General features: G+C 59.6%; 14 protein-coding genes. 5 read left to right on the top strand and 9 right to left on the bottom strand.

What is annotated here, in order from left to right:
* Nucleotides 1–33 precede the first annotated feature (33 nt).
* On the bottom strand, nucleotides 34–4860 hold the full coding sequence (locus IB246_RS12810; protein ID WP_332841061.1) for an NEL-type E3 ubiquitin ligase domain-containing protein: 4827 nt from the start codon (nucleotides 4858–4860) through the stop codon (nucleotides 34–36).
* A 408-nt stretch (nucleotides 4861–5268) separates the two neighbouring features.
* A complete protein-coding gene (locus IB246_RS12805; RefSeq protein ID WP_008043448.1) occupies nucleotides 5269–8385 on the bottom strand; it encodes a transglycosylase domain-containing protein in 3117 nt (1038 codons plus the stop codon).
* A gap of 877 nt (nucleotides 8386–9262) precedes the next feature.
* Between IB246_RS12805 and IB246_RS12800 the strand changes: the two genes are divergently transcribed.
* The gene (locus IB246_RS12800; RefSeq protein ID WP_008044175.1) at nucleotides 9263–10684 is read left to right on the top strand and encodes an amino acid permease; all 1422 of its coding nucleotides are present in this window, start codon (nucleotides 9263–9265) and stop codon (nucleotides 10682–10684) included.
* 820 nt (nucleotides 10685–11504) lie between these two features.
* Here IB246_RS12800 and IB246_RS12795 read toward each other — a convergent pair.
* Nucleotides 11505–12653 (bottom strand): OpgC family protein, encoded by a 1149-nt coding sequence (locus tag IB246_RS12795; RefSeq protein ID WP_008043557.1) that lies wholly within the window; start codon nucleotides 12651–12653, stop codon nucleotides 11505–11507.
* 248 nt (nucleotides 12654–12901) lie between these two features.
* On the opposite strand from IB246_RS12795, the gene IB246_RS12790 reads away from it, so the two are divergent.
* Both IB246_RS12790 and IB246_RS12785 read left to right on the top strand, forming a co-directional pair.
* Nucleotides 12902–13843: a glycosyltransferase family 2 protein gene (locus IB246_RS12790; RefSeq protein ID WP_008043559.1), complete on the top strand. Its 942-nt coding sequence runs from the start codon at nucleotides 12902–12904 to the stop codon at nucleotides 13841–13843.
* 1 nt (nucleotide 13844) lies between these two features.
* Complete coding sequence (locus IB246_RS12785; protein ID WP_008043560.1) at nucleotides 13845–15353, top strand: glucosyltransferase domain-containing protein; 1509 nt, start codon at nucleotides 13845–13847, stop codon at nucleotides 15351–15353.
* Between the two features lie 9 nt (nucleotides 15354–15362).
* On the opposite strand, the gene IB246_RS12780 is transcribed toward IB246_RS12785, so the two are convergent.
* From IB246_RS12780 to IB246_RS12770, 3 genes are all read right to left on the bottom strand, one after another.
* Nucleotides 15363–15647: a putative quinol monooxygenase gene (locus IB246_RS12780; RefSeq protein ID WP_008043562.1), complete on the bottom strand. Its 285-nt coding sequence runs from the start codon at nucleotides 15645–15647 to the stop codon at nucleotides 15363–15365.
* Nucleotides 15648–15704: 57 nt separating this feature from the next.
* Nucleotides 15705–17324, bottom strand: coding sequence for an FMN-binding glutamate synthase family protein (locus IB246_RS12775; RefSeq protein WP_008043564.1), 1620 nt, complete (start codon nucleotides 17322–17324; stop codon nucleotides 15705–15707).
* Nucleotides 17325–17476: 152 nt separating this feature from the next.
* Nucleotides 17477–18277, bottom strand: coding sequence for a helix-turn-helix transcriptional regulator (locus IB246_RS12770; RefSeq protein WP_008032237.1), 801 nt, complete (start codon nucleotides 18275–18277; stop codon nucleotides 17477–17479).
* A gap of 126 nt (nucleotides 18278–18403) precedes the next feature.
* Between IB246_RS12770 and IB246_RS12765 the strand changes: the two genes are divergently transcribed.
* Complete coding sequence (locus tag IB246_RS12765; RefSeq protein ID WP_008043565.1) at nucleotides 18404–19225, top strand: carbon-nitrogen hydrolase family protein; 822 nt, start codon at nucleotides 18404–18406, stop codon at nucleotides 19223–19225.
* 224 nt (nucleotides 19226–19449) lie between these two features.
* On the top strand, nucleotides 19450–20775 hold the full coding sequence (locus tag IB246_RS12760; protein ID WP_008032234.1) for an APC family permease: 1326 nt from the start codon (nucleotides 19450–19452) through the stop codon (nucleotides 20773–20775).
* Nucleotides 20776–20888: 113 nt separating this feature from the next.
* Here the strand turns inward: IB246_RS12760 and IB246_RS12755 are convergent, their stop codons facing one another.
* From IB246_RS12755 to IB246_RS12745, 3 genes are read right to left on the bottom strand one after another with little or no spacing between them, the layout of a single operon-like run.
* On the bottom strand, nucleotides 20889–22295 hold the full coding sequence (locus tag IB246_RS12755; RefSeq protein WP_008043568.1) for an ATP-binding protein: 1407 nt from the start codon (nucleotides 22293–22295) through the stop codon (nucleotides 20889–20891).
* Nucleotides 22292–24103, bottom strand: coding sequence for a DAHL domain-containing protein (locus IB246_RS12750; protein WP_008043569.1), 1812 nt, complete (start codon nucleotides 24101–24103; stop codon nucleotides 22292–22294). Before IB246_RS12750 ends, IB246_RS12755 begins: the two co-directional genes overlap by 4 nt.
* Entirely contained in the window at nucleotides 24100–25059 is a 960-nt protein-coding gene (locus IB246_RS12745; RefSeq protein WP_008043570.1) for a cytochrome-c peroxidase, read from the bottom strand. The genes IB246_RS12750 and IB246_RS12745 overlap by 4 nt, the downstream gene beginning before the upstream one ends.
* Nucleotides 25060–25071 lie beyond the last annotated feature (12 nt).

Raw genomic sequence — 25071 nt, 5'->3', positions numbered from 1 at the left:
TGATGCATCGTCCGATGCATCAGGGGTTGCCGATTATTGCTCTGCGGCTTTCTGCAGCGCTGCGCGGGTCAGTTTTCTGCTCAGCTCTTTTTCTTCGTAGCCCATGTCGTGAAGCAGTCGGAAGTAGACCTCATCACTCATGTCTTCATCGGTGAGCACCACACTGTCATCGACATCCAGGCGGCGGGCGAGGTCTTGCAGACGTTGTTTGAGGGCTCGTCGCTGTGCAATCTCCAGGCCTTTTGAGTTGGCCCAGGTATGTTGTACTTCACGCAACTCGTCCAGCAAATCGCTCTTGCTCTCGTACAGTCGGGCATTGCGCCTGAACTCGTTCGGGTAAGTGTCACGCAGGTATTTCTCCCAGAACGGCTGTTCGAGCATGTCGTTGATCAAACCGTCGCCGGCCTCCATCGCCATCACTGTATCGAAAGCCGTGTCGAGGGTCTTGGCGCTCACGCGGGCCAAGGGGCGATGCAGCATCGACTCCGATTGCCACGGCAAGCCGAGGCGTTGAGCCAGGCCGGTTTCGTAGGCGAGGTAAACCTCCACCTCATCGGGAGTGCCTTCACGGCCGCCGAAATCCGCACGGGCGATGTCATCCACGCGGGCGAGGCGAGCGGCACCTTTTGCCAGGTTCACCAGTTTGTTTTCGAGGACGGCGTTGGACGTCGACAAGGCGTAGGCTTCGGAGGCGAGCACCTTGATGCCCATGTGGTTGAACACTTGGGCCCCGGCATCGGCGCAGGTGGTGGGCGCCTTGGCCATTTCGAACAGTTCGTTGCGTAACGGAGTGTCCAGGTCGATGGCCTCGACCATGCGCCATACCCGGCTGCTGAGTTGTTGGCGCAATTCACCGCCGGCGCGGTAATCGGCGGAGAGTGTCTGTTTCTGGATCAAGGCAAAGAAATCTTCGGAGCCAGGCTCGGTCATCAGATCGTGCCAGGCGTCCTCGCGGAAAGTACCCAGCCCTCCGACCTCGGGACTCCACCAGACAGAGTCGTCCTTCGTCGGCCATTGGTGCATCGTGTTGGCGGCCGCATCGACATAGGGCTGGTCGGGAGCAATGCCGACCGAACGCCGATAGGCTTTGAACGTGATCTGGTTTTCCTGCGAAAGTCTCTTTGGAAACAAGCGGGTCCGCGCCACGAGGAAGGCCTCCTCCGAGCCTGGCACGACCGTTGGAATGACGCTGATCGGGTTCTCCTGCAAATCCAGATAGAAGCCCCGTGGTCGACGTTTGCTGAAGGGCCCGAACAGGCCATCGGGCCAGGTGGTTGCCCCTGTGTTGCTCAAACTCAGGATTCTCAGTTTGGGCATGCGTCCGACGTTCGGAAGATTGCCCAGCCGCGTGTTGTCATCGAGCCTGATGGTTTCCAGGTGAGTCAGGTTTCGCAGTTGCTCGACGGCCGACGGCGTCAACGTGATGTCATTGTTCATCAGCCGCAACGTCCGCAGGTGGTGCATCTTGCCGATGGTCTCGGGAAGTCGCGTCAACCCGCAGTTGCGGGCGCTCAGTTGACGAAGGTGTGGGAATTCGCCCAACAGGCCGGAAGAGGTTTCGGAAAAGTGGGTGCGATCCAGATTCAGGGTGCTGATCTGATCGACGTAATGTTTGATATCCGGCGGCAGTTCCTTCCACCAGCGTTCGAGGTCGGGCACATCGAACTCTACGGACAGGTCCAGCGCATAACCGCCGTCGACCGTGGTACTGCGCTCACCGAAAACGGTGGATTTTCTTTTGAAACAATCGATGAGCCGTTCGGCAATGTGCTGTCCTCCACCGCGTACGAACCCTTGTCGATCAGGCCCCCATGTCTCCGGTCGCTGGAATTGCCACCGATTGAGTATCACGCGCAGGTCATCGAGCTCTCGATCCAGCCTCGTCAGCGTCTGACGTCCTTGTTCTGGCGAACCCAGGGATCGAACGAAGGTGTCGACCTCTCGTTCGTTGAAGTGCGGGTACACATCCTGCACCCGTTCGGTGAGCGTGGCGGCAGTGATGGAGAAGCCGGGACCGCGGAGCAGCATCATGTCTTCGTGGTTCGCCATCGGGCGGATCGGCGGGGCGGCGAGTGCGGTGCGGCGTTCGGCCGGAGTATCGGTCCTGGCCATGACCCATTGCTTGAAAAACGCCCCCTGGCCTGGCCGATAACCCAACTGCGCCTGTTTGTTTTTCGGTAACGCCGTGAGCACGGCTTCGAAAAAATCAGCGGCGTCGTGCAGTTTGTGGTTGTCGGCGTCCCAGACTTCGAACCGGTTGGCGTCGTCCTTGACCAGCACCCGCACCGTCGTCGCATCATGTGCCCCCACGCTGCCGCGCAGTGGTCCGGCATCGTTGCCTTCACGCACCTCGATACGCAATTGCGCGAAGGTGTCGGTATGAATCCTGAGCGCATTCAGCACCAGGCTTTCGGTTTGCGCCACCCACTGCGCGCCGTCATGAAAGCCCTCGTACGCATGGTTGGTCCGGGCTTCGAAGGCGGCTTCACGGGCGCGGCTCTTTAGGCTCAACGGCAGGCGTCGTTCCTGGGTCATGCGCGTGAGGTCGGCCGCGTCGGAACTGTTCAGCAGCGTCTGTGCCGCGCGGGTCGGCAGCTCGGGGAATGTCTGGCGAATGAGTCGGACCTGCGGGTCGTCGGACGCTTCTGCACCTTGGTAAAGCTGATTGACGATGTCTGCGTTCAATCGATTGGCTTCGTCCGCCAGTCGATTGCGCAGGGCTTGCACCTGTTCACTTTTGGCGGTTGACCGACCGAGCATCGCTTGCAGCTCTTCTTCACTGAGAAACTCGACAAGCCTCGGCGCAAATTGCTCGCTCATGAGCTGCGACTGGCTGGTGGACAGTGTCTGCGCCTCGCTCGCCTCGGGATTGCCGTACTGGCGAAAGCGCCCCGTCATGTCGGCGTCTTCGTAAACCTTCAGGGCTTTATCCACAGGCCAGCCGTCCAGATAAGTCGCCAGGGGTTCAAACCACCAGGAGGCAGGATCCAGAGGTTGACCGGTTCGAATCCGTTCAATGGCCTCGCGTGTCTGGCGCTGGATTTTCAAGCGTGTGAGGCTGTCGTCCAGTAGCGGTGGCGGGGTCGTGTTGTCGACGTACATCCGGCGCAGCGCAGCGTCGTCGGTGCCGCTGGCGATGCGCACATGGTCCAGTTCTGCGTCGCTGAAGCCGTCCACGGAATGGCCGAGGCGACGCATCAATGTCGGGCGCTGCCACGCTCGCGGGTTCTCGGCTTCGTGGGTCCAGGCGCCCTGGCCGTTATGTTTCAACTCGGGTAAATAGGCGTTGTCGCGGTGCGGGTGCTGGACGCGGTAGTTGCCGGTTTGCGGATCTTTTTGCACGGCATAGTGTTTGTCATCCAGCGGCAAAATGTCCTGGCCTTCGTGGGCATGGAGACCCAATGCGTCAGGTTTCGCTTTAGCGGGCAGTTTTACATCCGGCCTCTCATAAGGCTTGAGATCGGGATGCCAAAGCCGTGGTTCGCCATTGGGCAGAGCCACCGGTTTCATGCCTTCGATCAGCGGCGAAAGCTTCAGGCGCGCAACGTTGCCAATCTTCACCCCGGCGGCGAACGCCACCAACTGAATGACGTCAGTCACCACGCCGATGATGTGTTCGGCAGCTTCGGTCCACAGCCCCAGGGTCATATCGACGATGCCTTCGATGACGTCACTGGCCATCTGATACGCCGTGTAGACCATCATCAATTCACCCAGCCCCGGAACGAACGGCGTGACGACCATCAGCGCGACGTTGAAGATGTCCGAGACTATTTTCTTGAAGTTTTCCCACCAAGCCCATCGGGCATTGCTATCGCTATCGGCGGTGGACACGGCAATGTGTCGAGCGTCGTTCAGCACCTTGTTGAGCTTCTGCTGAAAGAGGTATTCCCAGAGTTCGCCTTGGATCGGTGCCGCCTTGAAATGCAGATTGGGGTTGTCGACCGGCACCTCCCGCCAGCTCGGGCCCTGCTCCAGCGGCGCTTTCTGATGCCATTTCACCTCGAACAGACGCTGCTGCAGCCCGCCGAAAAAATGCCCGCGCTCCGATTGATCGACGAACCGACTGAAGTACTGCTGATAGGTCATGCCGGTGGATGAAACGACGTTGTTGTCGCGCAGCTGGCGCGTCAGTTCATTCATGAACGCGACGGTCGAGGGGTACTCTTTCAGTGGGTGCTCAGGGTCCTGCGGGACGTAAACAATCACCGGCGTCACCTCACGGATGTGTTGTTCCGGCCTGGGTGTGATCAACACGATTGCGCTCAGCGGGCTGTCGAGAATCGACAGTTCGGCAAATTGCATCACCCGGCCTTTACGGGTGAGGTTGCGCTGGCCATCAAGCATTTTCAGGATCAGGTCACTGGCCTCGGCGTCGATGTCGCCCTTCAGAACCGCCAATTGGGCGGCGGCTTTGAACGCGGCTTTCTCGCTCTCGACGATTTTTAACTTCAATAAACCTCGGGCGAGGCCGTCACTGGGCAGCAACTGTTCTTCGAGGTATTTCGTGTAGCGCGCGCCGATGTCCAGTTCGCGGCAGAGGTTCTGGAACTGGGCAATGGACATTTTGTGTTTGATCGGCAGGACGTCGAAGTGCCCGCGTGCGTCGGGCTGGCTGATGAAGACCGAGTCCGGTTCGCAGGTTTCGTGACGTGCGAAGTTGTGCAGGGCGGCGTCCAGCAATGAGACGGTTCGGGTAACAACACCGCCGGAGACGTCGAAGACATACCACGGGCGTGCTTTGGGTAAGTACAGATGCAGGAACGTGCGGGTGACATCGACATCGACGTTGAATTTTTTTTGCAGTGCGTCGGTGAGTAACGGTTTGGCGAACGTGTAAACGTCCTGCGCTTCATCCATGAACCGGTCGACTGCATTCTGCGCGGACCAGAGGTCAAGATTGGCTTTTTGTAACGGCGCATGGTCGAAGTCTGTGACGCTCCGGACCCAATGTCCTGAAGTCGTTTGTGTGCGGCTCAGTTCATGAGCCCGTCGCACTGAAGCGCCTTTGAAAACGGGGTGGATACGGTTCTTGATGAACGCGTAATGGTGACCTTTATTGTCGTCGGCCACGAGTGACGGTAGCGCTGATATACGTCCGTGTAAGTCAGTCATGCTTTCAATAAACCTTGAGCATTAAGTGGAGTGACCAGCCTAACGCCCGAGGTTCAAAGTAAAAGTCTGAATTCCCGCTGCTTGAAACGCGTTCTTCCCGGCAAAGCATTGGAATTTTCAATGCCGAAAATAGTTATTTACCGCCATCGTTTTTCAGCGTCGTGCGACCTCCACGGGCAGGCATTGCGTATGTGTGCCCGGTTGCAGATACGGCGTGAGAATCGGTGCCATGCCCTTGAGCACTTGCACCGGTAAGGCCGAGGTGAACTTGAAGGCTTCGGCCGTGCGACCGGGTACGAATGCGGTCAACGTACCGAAGTGGCTATCACCGATGTAAAACACAAAGGTGGCCGTGCGGTTGATCGACTTCGAACTCAAGATTCGCCCACCGGAACCAATGGCTTCGATGCGGTTGTCACCGGTCCCGGTCTTGCCGCCCATGGCCAGCGGCTTGCCATCGGGGGTGATGAAACTGCCGGAAACACGTTTGGCCGTACCCGCGTCCACCACGTGCGACAAGGCCTCGCGCATGGCCGTGGCCACTTCGGACGGCATCACCCGTTTACCCACATCCGGGTCGTTGATCAGCTTGGTTTCATAGGGCGTATTCGCCGCGAAATGCAGGCTGTCGATGCGCAGTGTCGGCATGCGCACGCCGTCGTTGAGGATGGTGCCGATCAGCTCCGCCAATGCCGCTGGCCGGTCGCCGGAACTGCCGATGGCGGTGGCCAGCGAGGGCACCAGGTGATCGAACGGATAGCCGACTTTCTGCCAGCGCGCGTGAATGTCGAGAAACGCCTCGATCTCCAGCATGGTGCGGATGCGGCCATCACGGGCACCCTTATGTTTGCTTTTGAATAGCCAGCTATAGACTTCCTGGCGTTCAAACTGACTGGCCTTGACGATTTCGCTCCACTTGGCGTCAGGATGATTCAACAAATAACCGATCAGCCACAATTCCAGCGGGTGGACCTTGGCGATGAAGCCCTGGTCCGGCAAATCGTAGATGCCTGGGCTGTAATTTTCGTAAAGCCGTTGCAGGCGTTCGTCCGTGAGTTTCTCGGTGAGCTTGGCGCCTGAGAGGTGCGAGCGCACGAAGGTGTTGAAGCTTTCCTGACTGGCTTGCGGCAACAGGTAGCGATGCACCGCAGCCATGCGAATCGGCGTCGGGCGCATGCTGTCGAGGAAGGTTTCGAGCCGTGCCTGGGTGTCCTTGTTTTTGTAGCGCTTCCAGAACTTCAGCAGGAACGAAGTGCCCTCGCGGTCGGCGAACTCGGCCAGGTATTCCTGACGCCGAGGATCGCGGTCGTCCCCGAGCAGTGCAGCGCTGTTGTTCGGGCCGGAATAGGTGGTGTAGCGCACCAGATCGCGCATCAGCCGAATGAACGGCAGGTTGATCGATTCGCGCAGGGCATCGCGCAAGGTCGGTATGCGACCGTTGTCTTCCTTGCGGAAGTTGACGAAGGTATGCAGCCCGCCGCCGGTAAAAAAGGCTTCGCCGGGGCTGGCCGAGTATTTGCGGTCCAGCGCGGCGCTGAGCATGGCCGACAGGTTGTGGTCCTTGTTCTCGATCAGGTAATCGACGGCCCAGCGGCTCAGGCGGTCCTGATCCGGGACGTCGACTTTCTTCAGTTCCGGGACGGTCATTTCGGCGTACTTGTCGTGCAGCTCGGCAATGATTTGCAGGTAAGTCGTCAGCACCCGCATTTTCGCGGTGGAGCCCAATTCCAGTTTGCTGCCTTCGTTGATATCGAATGGCTGATCGGTGCTGTCGGTTTGCACGCGCACCCGCGAACCGTCCGGGGTCAGTTCGAACAGCGTGAAGCTGTAGCGCACTTGCGTGGTGCTGGTGGGGGTGAGCAGGCGTTCGCCCATCAAACCGATCTGCGTTGCAAACGCCGGGTCGGCCAAGTGCTTGAGGTACTCGGTGACCTGGGTTTGCAGTTCGCCTTGCAGGGTACTGGTGGCCGAGAGATCCAGGCGATCGAGGTCGTACAGCGGACGATTGAGCAACCCGCCCAGGCGACTGCGCGCCACGCTGATGCCTTTGTTGGTTTCGATCGGTTGAATGGTCGGCTGGGTCTGCCAGTCGCGATAGGTCACTTTGCTGGCCAATGCGGCGGCGGCGAACGGCGCGTCGATCACAAAGTTTTGCGCCAACAGGCGAATGTGGCTGTCGGTGAGGTCGGCCAGCTCATCGCGGCCCTTGGTCAGGTAGTGGGAAGGGCGGCGCTGGGCAATCATCAACGACAGCATTTCACGCAGGGCCAGGCCTTTTTCCGCCATGGCCTTTGGATCCGTGTCGGTACTGGCCAGCCGTTCGTTGGCCTTGTTGAAATCGGCGCCGTACCAGACACGCAAACCTTCGGCCATGCCGTGCACTTCCCCGTGGCCGGGCACGGCGGACAGGGGCACGCTGTTGAGGTAATCACGCACCACGTTCTGGCGCGCCGCAAGCGTTTCCGGCCCGGCCTGATAGGCGCGCACGCTGGCGGAAATCATCTGGCGGATTTTTTCCCCGCCGGACACGGTCAAGCCGTCGGGCGAGTGTCGATACTTCTCGAGTTGCGTCGCGAGGGTACTGCCGCCCGCCGATTGGCCAGGCATGTGCAGCATTTTGGCGACCTGCGACCACGCCGCCATGCCGAAGCGTGGCCAATCCACGGCGGGGTTGGCCCGGGGCTGACGAGGGTCGAGCAGGAAGCGGTTTTCGATGAACAGCAAGCTGCTGACCACCACCGGCGGAATCGCGTCAAAGCTTGAATAGAGCTGCTGCGGGTATTTGTACTGATAAAGCGGCGCCGCATGGCAATCGGTGATCGACAATCCTGCCTGGATCTTTTCCGCATAGGGCACGAAAAAGCCTTTGTCGGTGTAGTCCATCAACGGTTGGGAAAAGCGGGTCTGTGCCGCAACGACGTAGTCGCGCTTGATCAGGCGCGGCAGGAATTCACCCAGAGAGCTGTAGCCCAGACGCAAGTCAAAAGGGCCGGCCCCTGGATAGCGAATGGAGTCGCTTGGGCCTGGCTTCAGTTCGTAACTCAGGGTAGCGGCATATTTGCTGGCTTCCCGGGATTGAAACTTCGAGGTACGCATTTCCCTGGCAGCGGCCAACCCCAGAGCAATCAGGATAATCAACACCAGCAACCAAAACGCCTTCCACCCGTGTTTGGTACGACTACGACGGGGTTTTTCGGGGATAGGCGCTTCATCCACACGTTCAGTCGGGACCACAGTTTTACTCGTATCGGTTTGCCATAACGCGCCCATAGTCGACTGATCCATTCACGCAGATTGATCGGACTTGTTTGAAGCTTAGACGGTGGATGCTGCCGGTGAAAAAATTGTGAACACCCGGATATCGAATATTCACCCTGACGAGGGATGAGCGAATGTTCTTTTTGCAGGGGACTCGCTTGTTGGCGATGGCGGTTTCATGGACGCCATCGCCAGCAAGCCGGCTCCTACAGGGGGGAGGTGAGCCCGATATTTTGAGTCGCGCCCCGATCCGTAGGAGCCAGCTTGCTGGCGATGGCGATTTCACGGACGCCATCGCCGGCAAGCCGGCTCCTACAGGGGGGAGGTGAGCCCGATGTTTTGGACAGCGCCCCCGATCCGTAGGAGCCGGCTTGCTGGCGATGGCGATTTCACGGACGCCATCGCCGGCAAGCCGGCTCCTACAGGGGGGAGGTGACTCCCACATTTTGGACAGTGTCCCCGATCCGTAGGAGCCGGCTTGCCGGCGATGGCGGTTTCACGGGCGCCATCGCCGGCAAGCCAGCTCCTACAGGAGGGCCGTACTAGAGCCATCGCCACGTAAATGCTGCCTAGGTAGGGGCATGACGATGCACCAATGCTGTGCAATACTCCGTGCCGTTTTAACGGTAAAAATTCCTACAAAAAGTCAGGTAATGCGCCTCCAAAAACCGCGTTTTCTCCGAGATTTCTCGCTGAATATTGTGGGTTGTAGAGTGAAATATCCTGCAGGAGTCTTTTTAGACTGCACGTCCCGCTGATCTTGGAGGGTTTTGCCCTTACGGACGGTTCTGCCCACGAAGCAGGTCCGGTTTCAGGCAAGCAATGGCTTATCGGTCAGCGCTTCGACACTCGGTGGTCATATCCAATAACAAGACGAGGTTGTACCCCTATGCCAGTCGGCAATCACCTGCCCCACGGCGAGACCGCTCAGGGCGGCCCGCTTAAACGCGAACTCGGCGAACGGCATATTCGCTTGATGGCACTCGGTGCCTGTATCGGTGTCGGTCTGTTTCTCGGTTCGGCCAAGGCCATCGAAATGGCTGGCCCGGCCATCATGCTGTCCTACATCATCGGCGGTCTGGCGATCCTGGTGATCATGCGCGCCCTCGGCGAAATGGCTGTGCACAACCCGGTCGCCGGCTCCTTCAGCCGTTATGCCCAAGACTACCTTGGCCCGTTGGCGGGGTTCCTGACGGGCTGGAACTATTGGTTCCTGTGGCTGGTGACCTGTGTCGCGGAAATCACCGCAGTGGCGGTGTACATGGGCGTCTGGTTTCCCGAGGTCCCGCGCTGGATCTGGGCACTCGCCGCGTTGGTCAGCATGGGCTCGATCAACCTGATCGCCGTAAAAGCCTTCGGTGAATTCGAATTCTGGTTCGCCCTGATCAAGATCGTCACCATCATTGCGATGGTGATCGGCGGCGTCGGCGTGATCGCGTTCGGTTTCGGCAACGACGGCGTGGCGTTGGGGATTTCCAATCTCTGGGCTCACGGCGGCTTCATGCCGAACGGCGTGCAAGGCGTGTTGATGTCCCTGCAAATGGTGATGTTCGCCTACCTCGGCGTCGAGATGATCGGCCTGACCGCCGGTGAAGCGAAGAACCCGCAGAAGACCATTCCAAACGCGATCGGCTCGGTGTTCTGGCGGATTCTGCTGTTCTACGTCGGCGCGCTGTTTGTGATTCTGTCGATCTACCCGTGGAATGAAATCGGCACCCAGGGCAGTCCGTTCGTGATGACCTTTGAGCGTCTGGGCATCAAGACCGCCGCTGGCATCATCAACTTCGTGGTGATCACTGCTGCACTGTCGTCCTGCAATGGCGGCATTTTCAGTACGGGGCGCATGCTCTATAGCCTGGCGCAGAATGGTCAGGCTCCGGCCGGTTTTGCCAAGACGTCGAACAATGGGGTGCCGCGTCGCGCGCTGCTGCTGTCGATTTTCGCCTTGTTGCTGGGGGTGCTGCTTAATTACCTGGTGCCGGAAAAAGTCTTCGTTTGGGTGACGGCCATTGCTACTTTCGGCGCGATCTGGACCTGGGTGATGATCCTGCTGGCTCAGCTCAAGTTTCGCAAAGGTCTGAGCGCCAGCGAACGGGCCGGGTTGAAATACAAGATGTGGTTGTACCCGGTGAGTTCGTATCTTGCACTGGCGTTTTTGGTGTTGGTGGTTGGGTTGATGGCGTACTTCCCGGACACTCGGGTGGCGCTGTATGTGGGGCCGGCGTTTTTGGTGCTGCTGACGGTGTTGTTTTATGTGTTCAAGTTGCAGCCGACTGGTGTGTCGCAAGGTGCTGTGCGTTCGGCTTCATAGGGGGTGGATGGGGGGCAGATCCGTTGCTGCGGTGACGGCGGCTATTGGTTTCGCCCTTACGGCGAGTCACTTGGAAAAGCGCCAAGTAACCAAGCGCCCGCGCCCCTGACGTACGGTGGCTCGCTAATGCTCGCCATGCCCTCGCTCCGGTCCTGCTCCGTGGGCACGCCGCCATCGGCCATCCCTGGCCGGGGGCGGCTAACCCGGCATCCATGCCGGGTTGCCCACTGCGCAGAACCTCCACTCGGCCTCCCGACGGGGCAGATCAAAATCAAAAGCCAAGCAAAAGCCAAAGCGTGGCGGCCTGCCAGCCGACCTGTCTCAATGAGCGTACGCATTCCCCTGTAGGAGCCGGCTTGCCGGCGATGGACGTCAACGATAACGCGGGCTGTCTGAATAAACGCGTTGTCCGGACGTTTTTCGCCGGCAAGCCGGCTCCTACAGGGAATCGCGTTTGCTTTTGATTTCCACCACTCATCAGGCCGAGCGTTAGCTCGCCTTCAGCTTTTGATCTGAGCGCCCCCTCGAGAGGCCGAGCGCAGGTTCTGCGCAGTGGGCAACCCGGCATGGATGCCGGGTTAGCCGCCCCCGGCCATGGATGGCCGATGGCGGCGGGCCCACGGAGCAGGACCGGAGCGAGGGTATGCCGAGCCATGGCGAGGCACCGAACGAAAGGGGCAAGAGCCCTTGGTTACTTGGGGCTCTTCCAAGTGACTCGCCGTAAGGGCGAAACCAATAGCCGCCGTCACCGCAGCAACGGATATGTACACCCGAAAGAAAATGGTCGCCGGATAGACCGCTATCGCCGACAAACCAGCCCCTACAGAGAGATCCGTTCAGCTACCGAACGCTGCGACCTGTTGACCGGCTGGTTCAACCGTTTATTGAACTCCAGCCAGGCCCCCAGCAACGCCATCAACCCCGCACCCACCAAGGCGGTGAATATCTGCATGGCAAACGCATCGTCGGTCATGGCATTGACCATATCCGCCAGCGGCGCCAACAACACGCCGAGGCAGAAGATTTCCAGCGAATAACGCCCCATGCGACAACTTTGCTGCGCCAGCCAGTTTTGCGTCCAGCCGGTATCGGGCAACAGTTTCGCCGTGACATACGCCAGCGCCAGGAAGTGCAGCAACCGCACCGGCGACAAGTCAGTCTTGCTGATCGGGTACAACAGGTTGCTCAGCCACGCAGGCATCAGCGCATCATGTATTTCCGGCCATCGCCAGGAGACGGTCAGCACGCCGGTAACCACCACATACACCACGGCACTGACAAACAACGGCCGGCGCAGCAACGGGCGCGCGTCAGGTAACCGGGGGCGCTGCCCGTAAGTCGCCGCCGCGCCGCCCAACACAAACAGCAGTTGCCAGACCACGGGGTTGAAGTACCACACGCCATCCTTGATGGCCGCCAGGTTCCAGCCGAACCACGGCGCCAACAGGTACACGGTCAACGACACGGCCACCACCGCCCATGGTTTGCGCACCAGCATCGGCAGCGCCAGCGGCAAGCCGGCCAGCAGCACGATGTACAGCGGCAGCGGGTCCATGAGGTTCGGCTTGAAGCGCAGCAGCAGTTCATCGACCAGGGCTTGCTGCGGGTTGGTGATGAAGTGGTGCATGCCCATTTCCTCCACCAGATCCCTCGTTTCCACGTGGCTGTTGGCGAAGAACACGATACCCATCAGCATCGCCAGCAAGAAAATATGCACCACGTAGAGCACCCAGGCGCGGCGCAGAATCTTCACGCAAGCAATCAGATAACCGTCCCGTCGGAAGATTTTCCCGTAGGCCAGGACCGCCGCGTAACCGGCGAGAAACACGAAAATTTCCGCGGCATCGCTGAAACCGAAGTTACGCGGGGTGATTTGACCGAGGGGGTTGTGAGGCACGTGATCCCAGAAGATGAAGATCAGCGCCAGGCCTCGAAAAAAGTCGATTCGGTGATCGCGTTCAAACGTCATGACAGCGGGCTCGTGAACGGGTGTTGAATAAGGAGTGGTCAGCGCGGCAAAAGGTGCGCGCCGCGCATCGGCGGCGCGCAGGGTGGCGCGATTCGACGACAATTGCAAAAAACACGCTATTACTGAATGTCTCAGATGTGACTGGCTGAAAGAATCCATCCGCTGGTCTGCCCGCGCGATGGCGCGCCCGAATAATGGTGCATGGCAGCTGTCGAATCTTTACCGAGCATGGTTCAGGAGCGTGAAACGTGAAGGTTTCGCTGATCGTTCCGGTCTTCAACGAAGAGCAAGCGATCAGCCTGTTTTATCAGGCCGTGCAGCGCGAGTTGAGGCTGGGCGGCGACGAGATCGAGATCGTATTCATCAACGATGGCAGCTCCGACCGGACGGCCGAACAGGTCAAGGCCCTGGCGCAGGTCGACGAGCGTGTGTTGTTGATCAATTTTTCGCGCAACTTCGGCAAGGAACCGGCGTTGTTCGCCGGCCTGGAATACGCTTCTGGCGATGCGGTGATCCCCATGGACGTCGACTTGCAGGACCCGATCAGCGTCATTCCGCTGTTGATTGACGAGTGGCAAAAGGGCGCGGACGTGGTGCTCGCCAAACGCCGCAACCGGGCCACCGACGGTTACCTCAAGCGCCACAGCGCGGCGCTGTTCTACCACGTGCTGAACCGTATTGCGTACACCCGGATCGAAGAGAACGTCGGTGATTTCCGGTTGATGGATCGCAAGGTGGTCAACGTGATCCGCGCACTGCCCGAGCATCAATTGTTCATGAAAGGCGTGTTGTCGTGGGCCGGGTTCACCACCGCGGTGGTGGAGTACGAACGCGCCGGGCGCGTGGCCGGCAGCAGCAAGTTCAATGGCTGGAAACTGTGGAACCTGGCACTCGAAGGCGTGACGTCGTTCAGCACCGTGCCGCTGCGTTTGTGGACGTATGTCGGCGGCGGCATTTCGATTTTCGCGGTGCTTTACGCGGTGTACATGGTGCTGGACAAGATTTTCTTCGGCAACAGCGTACCCGGTTACCCATCGTTGATGACCGCCATTCTGTTTCTTGGCGGTGTGCAGTTGATTGGTATCGGCATCCTCGGTGAGTACGTCGGCCGGATCTACATCGAGGCCAAGCACCGGCCGCGCTACGTGGTCAAAGACATCGTCGGCGGCAAAGACCGGCTCGGGCTTTAGCATGGGCCGATTCCGCGATGTGCTCGGCAAGGAACTCGGCGGCCGGCAGGTCTGGCTGTTTTTTCTGCTCGCGACGTTGCTGTATGTGCTGCCGCTGATCCTCGCGGACTACCCGTACATCGATGACAACTGGCGTTCGCTGTCGGCGGGCATGGCCTGGGCGGAGCAGGGTCGCCTGTTTACCCAGCTGTTCTACAACCTGCTCACCTTCGGCAGCGCGGCGCCGAACATCTTTCCCTTGCCGCTATTGATCGCCACGCTGGCCATGGCCTCGGCACTGACCCGGCTGACGTTTCATTACTTTGCGCAACCGACGCTCGCCTGTTGCCTGGTGCCCTTGCCACTCTGGTACAACCCGTTTTTTCTGCAAAACCTGTCTTATCAATATGACGGTCCCGCCATGGCGCTGAGCCTGGTGGCGGTGATCTACGCGATCACCTTTCGTCATCCTTCGCGCAGCCTGCAATGGCTGGTGCCTTCGCTCCTGATTGCGCTGGCGCTGGGGCTGTATCAGATCAGCCTCAATGTGTTTGTGGGATTGTGTTGCCTGGAACTGCTGCGCGGCGTAAATGACCGTTTGGCCTGGCCGCAGTTGTACAGGCTGATCGGCTGGAAACTGGCGCAGGTCACCATGGGCTGGTTGATGTATTGCGTCAGCGCCGTGGCGTTCATGGCGCAGGATCGCGCGCTGCTGTTGAACTGGACCGCCGCGCCGCTGCTGCAACTGCAGATCAACATCGGCAGAGTGCTGGAAAAAGTCGTGCTGCTGTTTCATGGCGGATTGGTCTGGGTGTTCGCCGCGCTGTTGCTGTGCGCCATCGCCGGCGCTGTGCAATTGGGGCTGAAGGTGTGGAAGCGTCAGGACAGTGGGCCGAAGAAAGCGTTGATCGGCCTGTTGTGTCTGCTGACCTTGCCGGTCGTGACGCTGCTGGTATCCGGCGTCGCGCTGTTTTTCCGCGACTTCAACGAGGGCGCTCGAACCCTGATGGGCTTCGCGGTTTTATTGATGCTGTTGTTCTACTTGAGCCATCTGGCGCTGGCGCAACTCCATGAACGACTGACGCTGTTGCTGGCGGTGCCACTGCTGGCGATGCTGTCGTTGTCGTTTGCCTACGGTCGGGTGCTGACGGTACAGAAAGCCTTCAGCACCAGCGCGCTGTTCAGCCTTGAGCACGACATTTCGACGCATCGGGAATTGCGCGAGGCCAAGCGGATTTACATGTCGGTGACGTATTCCGATCACTGGCTGTCGGGGGCCGCAGGTTCGTTCAAGCAGATGCCGGTGTTGCACTATCTGCTGAACATCGACTTTTTCATGCTGGCCGAGAATCTGCCGAAGCTCGGCATCACCAACGTGGTCGCGGAGAAGGAGCGCCGCAATGCGACACGGGTGGGTTATCTGGGGTATCCGCCGTTGCTGGAGCGCCCGTACTACCGGATTTACCTGCTGGGGGACTACGGTTTTATCGTCATGAAAGAACCGGCCCCGATCAAGGCGCTTCGCTGGTGACGACGGGCCTCAGAACGCATCCATCAGCACGATAATGCAATCCCGGGCCTGGAAACGGTTGATCTGCGGCACCAACCGCCGAAAGTGCTCAGACTGGCAATGAGCATCCAGCGCCGCCTGATTCGGCCATTGTTCGACGAAGATAAAGTGGCCAGGGTCTTTTTGATCGATGAACAGGTCGTAAGCGATGCAATCGGGCTCCATTCGAGTCTTCTCGACCAGTTCGGTGTACCACGGGCGAACCGTTTCAATGTATTCGGGTTTGATGAAATCCTGAGCGATTACTTTCAGCAAAATGTTCTTCCTTGGTGTAAAGCCAGCCTCCCTACGAGACTGGCGTTCAAACAGTGTTTACGCCGCAGCCAACTCATTGGGCTCAAAACTGTCCGCCCGCGCCATCTGCCACATGCGTGAGTAGAACTCGCCGTTCACTTCTCCTGTGAGCAATTCCCCCGGTTTCAAAAACACATGCAGCTGCGAGAACAGCTTGATCTCGGTCGCCGACATGCGCCGCACCAGGTGCTTGGCCGACAACTGCGACGGATGATCGAGGCCGGCGGCGGCGAGCATTTCCGCGAGTGCCTTGAGGGTGTTGCGGTGGAAGTTGAACACCCGCTGAGCCTTGTCCGGGACGACGAGGGCGCGCTGGCGCAGGGTGTCCTGCGTGGCGACGCCGGTCGGGCATTTGTTGGTGTGGCACGACTGCGACTGGATGCAGCCGATGGCGAACATGAAGCCGCGCGCCGAGTTGGCCCAGTCGGCGCCGATGGCCAGCACGCTGGCGATGTCGAAGGCGCTGACAATCTTGCCGCTGGCGCCGAGTTTGATTTTGTCCCGCAGGTTCAGGCCCACCAGCGTGTTGTGCACGAACAGCAGACCTTCGCGCATCGGCACGCCGATGTGGTCGGTGAACTCCACAGGCGCTGCCCCCGTGCCGCCTTCCTTGCCATCGACGACGATGAAGTCCGGGAGGATGCCGGTTTCCAGCATGGCCTTGGCGATGCCCATGAATTCCCACGGATGGCCGAGGCAGAACTTGAAGCCCACCGGTTTTCCGCCGGACAGTTCACGCAATTGCTGGATGAAGTGCATCAGTTCGATTGGCGTGGAAAACGCACTGTGCCGCGATGGCGAGATGCAGTCTTCGCCCATCAGGATGCCACGGGTTTCAGCGATTTCCTTGGTGACCTTGTGCTTGGGCAGAATCCCGCCGTGGCCGGGTTTGGCGCCTTGGCTCATTTTGATTTCGATCATCCGCACCTGCGGGGTTTGCGCTTGGGCGGCGAAGCGTTCCGGGTCGAAGCGACCGTCTGCGGTGCGGCAACCGAAGTAGCCGCTGCCGAGCTCCCAGGTCAGGTCGCCACCGTTTTCCCGGTGATAGGCACTGATGCTGCCTTCACCGGTGTCGTGGGCAAAGTTGCCGAGCTTGGCGCCTTGGTTCAAGGCACGAATGGCGTTGGCGCTGAGCGAACCGAAACTCATGGCCGAGATGTTGAACACCGATGCCGAGTACGGCTGTGTGCACTGCGGGCCGCCGACCAGGGTTCGGAAACTGTTCGGGTCACTCAACGGCGCCGGGCGCATCGAGTGGCCGATGAATTCGAAACCGGATTGGTACACGTCGATCAACGTGCCGAAGGGTTTGTCGGCGCTTTCGTTCTTGGCGCGGGAATAGACCAGCGAACGCTGGGCCCGGGAGAAGGGCAGGGCGTCGCTGTCGGATTCGAGCAGGTACTGGCGGATTTCCGGACGGATGCCCTCCACCAGATAGCGGATGTTGCCGAGGATCGGGTAGTTGCGGCGTACGGCGTGAGGGCTTTGCAGCAGATCAAACAGGCCCACGAGGCTCAGGACGCCGGTGACAGCGGTGATCGGCCAGAGCCAGTCGTGTTCCAGGAACGGCAGACTGGCGAGGGTGAAAATCACACAGACGGCAAAGAAGGCGTAGCGGCTCAGGAGTGACAGGCTCATACGGTTTCCTTGGGTTCGGACTCGGTTGTGTTCGGCACACCTATCCCTGTAGGAGCGAAGCTTGCTCGCGAAAGCAACGTTTCAGCCAACATCAATGTTGAATGTGATGGCCTCTTCGCGAGCAAGCTTCGCTCCTACGGGACCGTGCTATGTCAGGCATTCTGCGCCTGGAGGAAAATCGAAAACAGCTCGGACTGGGACTTGATCCCCAGCTTGCTGTACATGTGTTTCTTATGGACTTTCACGGTTTCGACAGAGATTTCCAGCTTACGGGCGATTTCTTTACTGGAGCAACCGCTGAGCATCAAACGCCCGACATCCAGCTCCCGGGCGGTCAATTGCGCGCCCTTGAGTTGTTGCACCGAGGCTTCCAGCTGAACGCGCCAGTCACCTTGGACCGGTGCCGGCGCGAGTGCCACGACTTCGTTGATTTCGTAGGGCAGGCGCTGACGCAACAAACCCAGCACCCATGGCTGAATCAGCGACAGCAACGCGATCTGCTGGCCGCTGAAACGCTGTTTGCTGCCCAGTGACAGGCACAACGTGCGGTCGCCTTCGAGCTGACAATTGAACTGGATTTCATCGGCCACCACATTCAGACGAAAGTAGCGCTGGTAATACTCGGTCAGCTCAAAGTGCTCCGGCGCCACTTCCGACAGGCGATACAGCCCGGTGCGCGATTGCTCGCGGCAGGCGATGTAGAACGGGTCGAGCAGGTACAAACCGCGCAGGTAATCCTGGAACAACTGATCCGGGCTGCCGTCTTCACCGGGACATTCGGCGAACACTTGCGGGTGCTGATCGGCGCTGAAAAGCAGCGCCACCCAACTGTCGAAGGTGACGTATTGATCCAGTAACCGGACAAGCTGCGTCCAGAAATTCGGCTTGTCGAGGGCGTCGATCAGTTGCCCGACCGAACGGTGCCAGGCGATGTCGTCTAACGAAAGTGTCATGCATCTACCCCTATCGGGTTACCCCAGCCGCGTGATTCCCTGGCCGGTTGCTTGCTGCGCATACTGGCGCACAGACAACGACCGGGCAATCTTTCTGCCGCCCGGCCACTAGAACAAGGACTACCCATGAAGGTCGAACTCGCCCAACTGGCGGGCCGTGACAACGACACGGCTTACAACCTCGAACGCGCGCTGGCGGCGATTGGTGCCTGCGCCGCCGACACGCAGTTGATCATGTTTCCCGAAAGCCACTTGATGGGCTTCCCGTCGGCAGAGACCGTGGCAGCCGTTGCCGAACCGCTGAACGGTCCGACCGTCAGCGCAATCGTCGCCGCGGCCCGCGAGCGCAACATCGCCGTGGTGATCGGTACGGCGGAAAACGACAACGGGCGTTTTTTCAACACCACACTGCTGATCACCCCGCAAGGCATCGCGCTGAAATACCGCAAGACGCACCTGTGGGCGTCGGATCGCGGCGTGTACGAGCCGGGCGACCGCTACGCCACGTGCCTGTGGAACGGCGTGCGGGTCGGCCTGCTGATCTGCTACGACATCGAATTCCCGGAAACCGCCCGCGCCCTGGCGCAACTGGGCGCCGAATTGCTGATCGTCACCAACGGCAACATGGACCCGTACGGCCCGACGCACCGCACCGCGATCATGGCCCGCGCCCAGGAAAACCAGGCGTTTGCGCTGATGGTCAACCGGGTGGAAGAGGGCGATGGCGGGTTGTTGTTTGCCGGCGGCAGTGCGCTGGTGAATCCGCTGGGCACGCTGTTGTTCGAGGCCGGGCGGGAGGAGGGGCAGTTTGCGGTGGAGCTGGATTTCAGTCAGCTGGAAGCGGCGCGCCAAGATTATCGGTACCTGGATGATCAGCGGCTGAAGTTGCCGGGGGAGATGGTTGAGCATGCTTCTGGATTGAGGGAGCTGCTGATTCCTGTGCGCTGAGCGGCTGACGCTTTCGCTGGCAAGCCAGCTCCTACAGGGATCTCTAGTGAACACAGAGTTTGTGACCGCCCGCGATCAACTGTAGGAGCTGGCTTGCCGGCGATGGGGCCCTGACAGGCAACACATCTTTGTCGGTCTGAAACCAAGAACAACAAACGCAACACCCGTAATTTGCGCCGAACTCGGCTCTGCCATAAATCCAATAAAATTCGGAGTAGTCGCTCATGGCTCGTTTGCAACGCACCCTGTCATTGGGGTCGGTGGTGCTGTTTGGCATCGCCTACATGACGCCGATCATTGTGCTCGGCACTTTCGGCATCCTCGCTCAATCCACCGCTGGCATGGTACCGGCCGCGTACCTCGCGGCGCTGGTGGCGATGTTCTTTACCGCCATGAGTTACGGCCGGATGGCCTCGGCATTCCCTGTCGCTGGTTCGGCCTATAGCTACGTGCGCAAGGCGATCAGCCCGAAACTCGGTTTCATCGCCGGTTGGGCGGTGCTGCTCGATTACCTGTTCCTGCCGATGGCAATCTGGCTGATCGGCGCGGCTTACCTCAACTCCGCATTCCCGGCCGTGCCGCAATGGATCTGGGTGCTGGCGTTCATCGGCATCACCAGCGCAATCAACATCGTCGGCCTGAAACTGGCCAACGGCATCAACGCCTTGCTGATGCTGGTGCAGTTTCTGGTGCTGATTGCCTTCGTGGCGCTGTGCGTCCACTACGTTGGCGGCGATGCGAGCACGCCGTTGTGGTCGGTGAAGCCGTTCTTCAACGGCGACATGCAGATGCCACTGATCATGAGCGGTGCCGCCATCGCCTGTTACTCGTTCCTCGGCTTCGACGCGGTCAGTACCCTGACCGAAGAAACCCGCGATCCGCGCCGCACCATCCCGCGGGCGATCATGCTGATTACCCTGATCGGCGGGCTGATCTTTGTCGGCGTGTCGTACTTCGTGCAGATCGCGCACCCGTCGTTCCAGTTCGACAGCGTCGATTCGGCGGCCTATGAAATTGCCCGCAACATCGGTGGCGACCTGTTTGTGTCGATCTTCCTGATCGGCTTGATCGTCGGTCAATTCGCCTCGGGGCTGTCGGCTCAGGCCAGCGGTTCGCGCCTGCTCTACGCCATGGGCCGCGACGGCGTGCTGCCGAAATCCTTCTTCGGTACGTTGCATGAGCGTTTCGGGACGCCGATCAACAGCATCCTGCTGTGCGCAGTGGTTGCGTTGCTGGCGCTGAAACTGGACGTCACCACCTCGACCTCGTTCATCAACTTCGGCGCGTTCCTGGCGTTCAGCCTGGTGAACCTGTCGGTGATTTTTCACTACTGGATTGGCGGCGAGAAAAAGGGGCTGCGTGAGTTGGTGCTGTTCCTGATTTTCCCGTTCATTGGCCTGGCAGCGGATTTGTGGCTGATGGTCAGCCTCGATCACCTGGCGATTTACCTGGGCCTGAGCTGGCTGGCGATTGGCGTGGTGTACCTGGCGGTGCTGACCGGCGGATTCCGTCGCCAGCCACCGGAGATGGATTTTCAGGAAGCCACCTGAGGTACGCCGAACTCCTGTAGGAGCCTGGCTTGCCGGCGATGGCGGTCTCAAGATTTACGCAGGTCTTGAGATTGCCATCGCTGGCAAGCCAGCTCCTACAGGGGGGGCTGTGTTCAGGCAGTGGGTTTTGATTGGTGGATCGGCAATTCGACGCGGAAAGTGCTGCCAGCGCCGACTTCACTCACCACCGAAATGTCCCCCCGGTGTTTCTTCACGATGCCATAGGACAGGGACAACCCCAGCCCGGTCCCCTGGCCCACCGGTTTGGTGGTGAAGAACGGGTCGAAGATTTTTTGCAGGCTGGCCGGCGGGATGCCGGTGCCGGTGTCGGCGACTTCGATCCACACCTTTTCACCGTCGATCCCCGTGCGCAGGGTGAGGGTGCCACGTTCCGGGCCGATGGCCTGCGAGGCGTTGACGATGAGGTTCATGATCACCTGGTTGATCTGCGAGGGCAGGCATTCGATGTCGGGAAGCGTTTGATAGTCCTTCACCAAATCGGCCTTGTACTTCAGTTCATTGGCCACGATGTTCAGCGTCGATTCGATGCCTTGCTGCAGATTCGCCCACTGCCATTCCTGGTTGGAGTCCACCCGCGAGAATTCCTTCAGGTCTTTGACGATCTGCCCGACGCGGCTGATACCGTCCTTGGATTCCTTGATCAGCAACGGGATGTCGTCGCGCAGGAATTCCAGTTCGATCCGCTTACGCAGCTGTTTCAAGCGCTCGACCAGCTCGCCGGAACCGATCGCCTCTTCCGCATCCCGATAAGCGTCGAGCATTTCCTGCAGCTGTTTGAAATAGCCATCGAGGGTGCCGAGGTTGGAGGAAATGAAGCCGATGGGGTTGTTGATTTCATGGGCGACGCCGGCCGCCAGTTGCCCCAGTGACGCGAGTTTTTCCGACTGCACCAATTGCGATTCAAGCTGTTTGCGTTCGTCGATTTCCCGTTGCAATGCCTCACTGGCCTGTTTGAACTGTGTCGTTCTCTGATCCACCAGATGCTCCAGGTGGCTCATCTGCACAAAGGCCCGTTCGGTCATGTCCCATTTGGTCAGCAGGGTGTTGGCCATCTGCTGGACTTCAATGTTGTCGAACGGCTTTTTCAGAATCAGCAGACGGTCGTGCGCCTGCAAACGGTCCAGCAGTTCATCCCAGGAATAGTCGGAGTAGGCGGTACACACCACCACTTGCAGGCGCGGGTCTTCCTGCCACAGATGCTCGATGGTTTGTGCGCCGTCCCAGCCTTCGGGCATGCGCATGTCGACGAAGGCCAGCGCGTAGGGCTGGTTTTGCTGCAAGGCTTCTTGGAGTTTGCCCAGACCCTCTTGGCCGCCATACGCCGAATCCAGCTCGAACAGCGCGCGGGTGGATTTCACTTCACTGCCGAACAGCGCGGCCTCCATCTCGTCCAGCTCGACGGTCTGCACGGGCGTCGGCGTGAGGATCTTGCGGAAATCCACGTGAATGGACGGCGTGTCATCGATCAGCAAAATGCGGCGGTTCGACAGTTCGCTCATGCCTCCTCCATGACGGTTTTCAGCGGGATCTGCAGGGTGAACAGCGCGCCCTTGCCCGGCCCGTCGCTGTGGGCGGTGAGGTGGCCATTCATCTCGATGGCTGCCAGTGCGCAACTGTGCAGACCAAAGCCGTGACCTTCCTTGCGGGTGGTGAAACCGTGGGCAAAGATGCGCGTCATGTTTTCCGGGGCGATGCCTTCGCCGTCATCCTTGACGCTGACTTGCAGCGTGGCGTCGTCGACCACTTTGACCCCGAGGGTCATTTGTCGCGGGCGGTTGCTGAGGTCAGACATCGCGTACTTGGCGTTGCTGATCAGGTTGATCAGGATCAGCAGCAACCGGTGCTTGTCGCCCATGACCTGCGGCACCTCGCCGTACTCCTTGACCACCGTGACGTGATGCCGGGTCAGCGCGCCGGAATTCATGCGCAGGGCATCCTCCAGCAATTCGCTGATGTGCAGCGGCTCCACCAGGCTGTTGGCGCCCGCGTAGGATTGCTGGGTGGCGACGATGTCCTTGATGTGGTCGACACTTTTGCTCAGTTGGGCCAGTTCGTCGCTCATGCCTTGCTGTTCGAGGGCGATGGCTTCGACCAGTTGGTTGAGGTAGCCGGGCAGCAACTTGCCTTTCTCGTCCTGGGTCAGGAAGGTGCCGAGGTCGCCGGGGTGTTCGTTGATCAATTGCATGGCTTTGCCCAGCCCCTGGGCCTTGCTGGCGCGCAGTTTGCGCGAGACCAGGTCGGCCGAGATGTTGACGCTGTTGAGCACGTTGCCGACGTTGTGCAGCACGTTGGTGGCGATCTCGGCCATGCCGGCCTGCCGCGCGGTGTCGAGCAGCTCGCTCTGGGTATCCTTGAGTTCACGGGTGCGTTCTTCTACCCGCAATTCCAGTTCGTCATTGGCGTTTTTCAGGGCTCTGTTGACGCGATTGATAATGCTGAAACTGCGCATCAAGTGAATGGCCAGGTACACCAGCAACAGGACCAGCAACACCGAGAACACCAGCATGTAAAAGTGATAACGCTGCTCGACCACATCGGCCTGTTGCTGGTCCTTGTTCAACAGGCTGGTGATGTCGTCCAGACGCTCGGCGACGGGAATCGCTTCGATATTTCCCAGCAAGCGGTTGACCACCGGTTGTTCGCGCAGAATCAGTGAAATGTGGGTGCTCAGAATATCGATCGGGCTGTGAAACTGCTCGGGCAGGCGCAGCTTGTTCACCCCTAGCTTGTTCAGCCCGACCAGAATGTCAGCGGCCTTGTCGTCGGAAGTGACCTGGGCGAACTCCAGGCTGCTGAGCAGCAAATCGTAAGTGTCGGTGGCGATGTTCTGCAGTTGCAGTTTGTCGCCATCCACCAACCGGGCCAGGGGCTCCTGAATGTCGTCCTCGGCGGTGGGCAGGAACGCCAGTGAGTTGCGCAGCAGCGCGTTGTGGGACTTGAACTGTTCCACCAGCCGGGTCTTTTCCTCGATGGCGGCCAGGTACGCATCATGGCTGGCGCGCCAGATCGGCGAGTCGTTGCGGCCGTGGTTCGACTCCATGGTGTCGAACCGCTCCCACAGCTTTGTCATCTCGGTCAGCGGCGCGACCAACGGATCGTAGTTGTGGTTGGTGGCGATCCTGGCCTTGAGAATCTCGGTTTCCCATTGCGCGTTGAGCTGTTTGATCCGGCCGATCAGGTCCCGGGATTCGGCGTAGGTCGACGTCTCGTTCGAATTCGACTTGAGGTACAGGAACAGCAGCGTCGAGGCCAGTAACAAAGCGACGACGCCCAGCAGTGCGAGGCTGCGACGGCGGGACATTTTCATAAGGGTTTGCCTCCCCACTCACCGGTCAGGGTCTTGAGGAATTTGATGATCAGGGTTTTGTCTTCGGCGGAAGGAATGCGACCGAGCTGGAACTTGAACATCACGTCCACCGCCTCTTCCAGCGTGTTGGCCGAGCCGTCGTGAAAATACGGTGCGGTCACCGCGACATTGCGCAGGCTCGGTACCTTGAACACGTTGCGGTCCTCTTCATCCTTGGTCACCAGATAGCGACCCAGGTCGGAGTCGGTCGGGTTGCCGCGAACCTTGAAGTAATCGCCCATGACACCGAACTTCTGGAACATGTTGCCGCCGATGTTCACGCCTTGATGGCAGGCGATGCAGCCATAATCCTTGAAGCGTTGGTAGCCGTACTTTTCCTCGGTCGTGAGGATGTCGGTGTTACCCAGCAGATACTGATCAAACCGCGAGTTGCTGCTGAGCAGCGTTCGTTCGTAGGTGGCCAGGGCGTTTTGCACATTGTTCATGGTCACGCCGTCCGGGTAGGCGTTGGTAAATGCGCTGCGGTAACCCGTGTCTGCGGACAGCACTTCCACTACGTGCTCCCAGTTGCTGCCCATTTCGCTGGGGCTTTTCACCACTTCATGGACCTGGGTTTCCAGGGTGTCGGCGCGTCCGTTCCAGAACTGCCGGAAGTTCAGGGTGGCGTTGAACACGCTGGGGGTGTTGATCGTCACTGGCTGACCGGCGAAACCGATGGAGAACGCCTGGGTATCGGCCCCGCCGTTTTCCAGTCGATGGCAGCTGGCGCAGGACAGCGTGTTGTTGACCGACAACCGCGTTTCATTGAACAACTGGCGACCGAGTTCGACGCGCAGAGGATTCTGTGCAGGCGCCGTTGGCAGTGGCTTGAGGGGTTCGTCCAGCGGCGCGGCGACGGTGCTCAGACAGAAACCGAGCAGCGGCACCAGGAGCAGGTAGTGAATGGACGGCGACATCTGATAATTCCT

It is taken from the genome of Pseudomonas sp. PDM01 (assembly GCF_014852325.1).
Lineage (GTDB): Bacteria > Pseudomonadota > Gammaproteobacteria > Pseudomonadales > Pseudomonadaceae > Aquipseudomonas > Aquipseudomonas migulae.
This window is presented reverse-complemented; position numbering and strand designations above follow the sequence as displayed.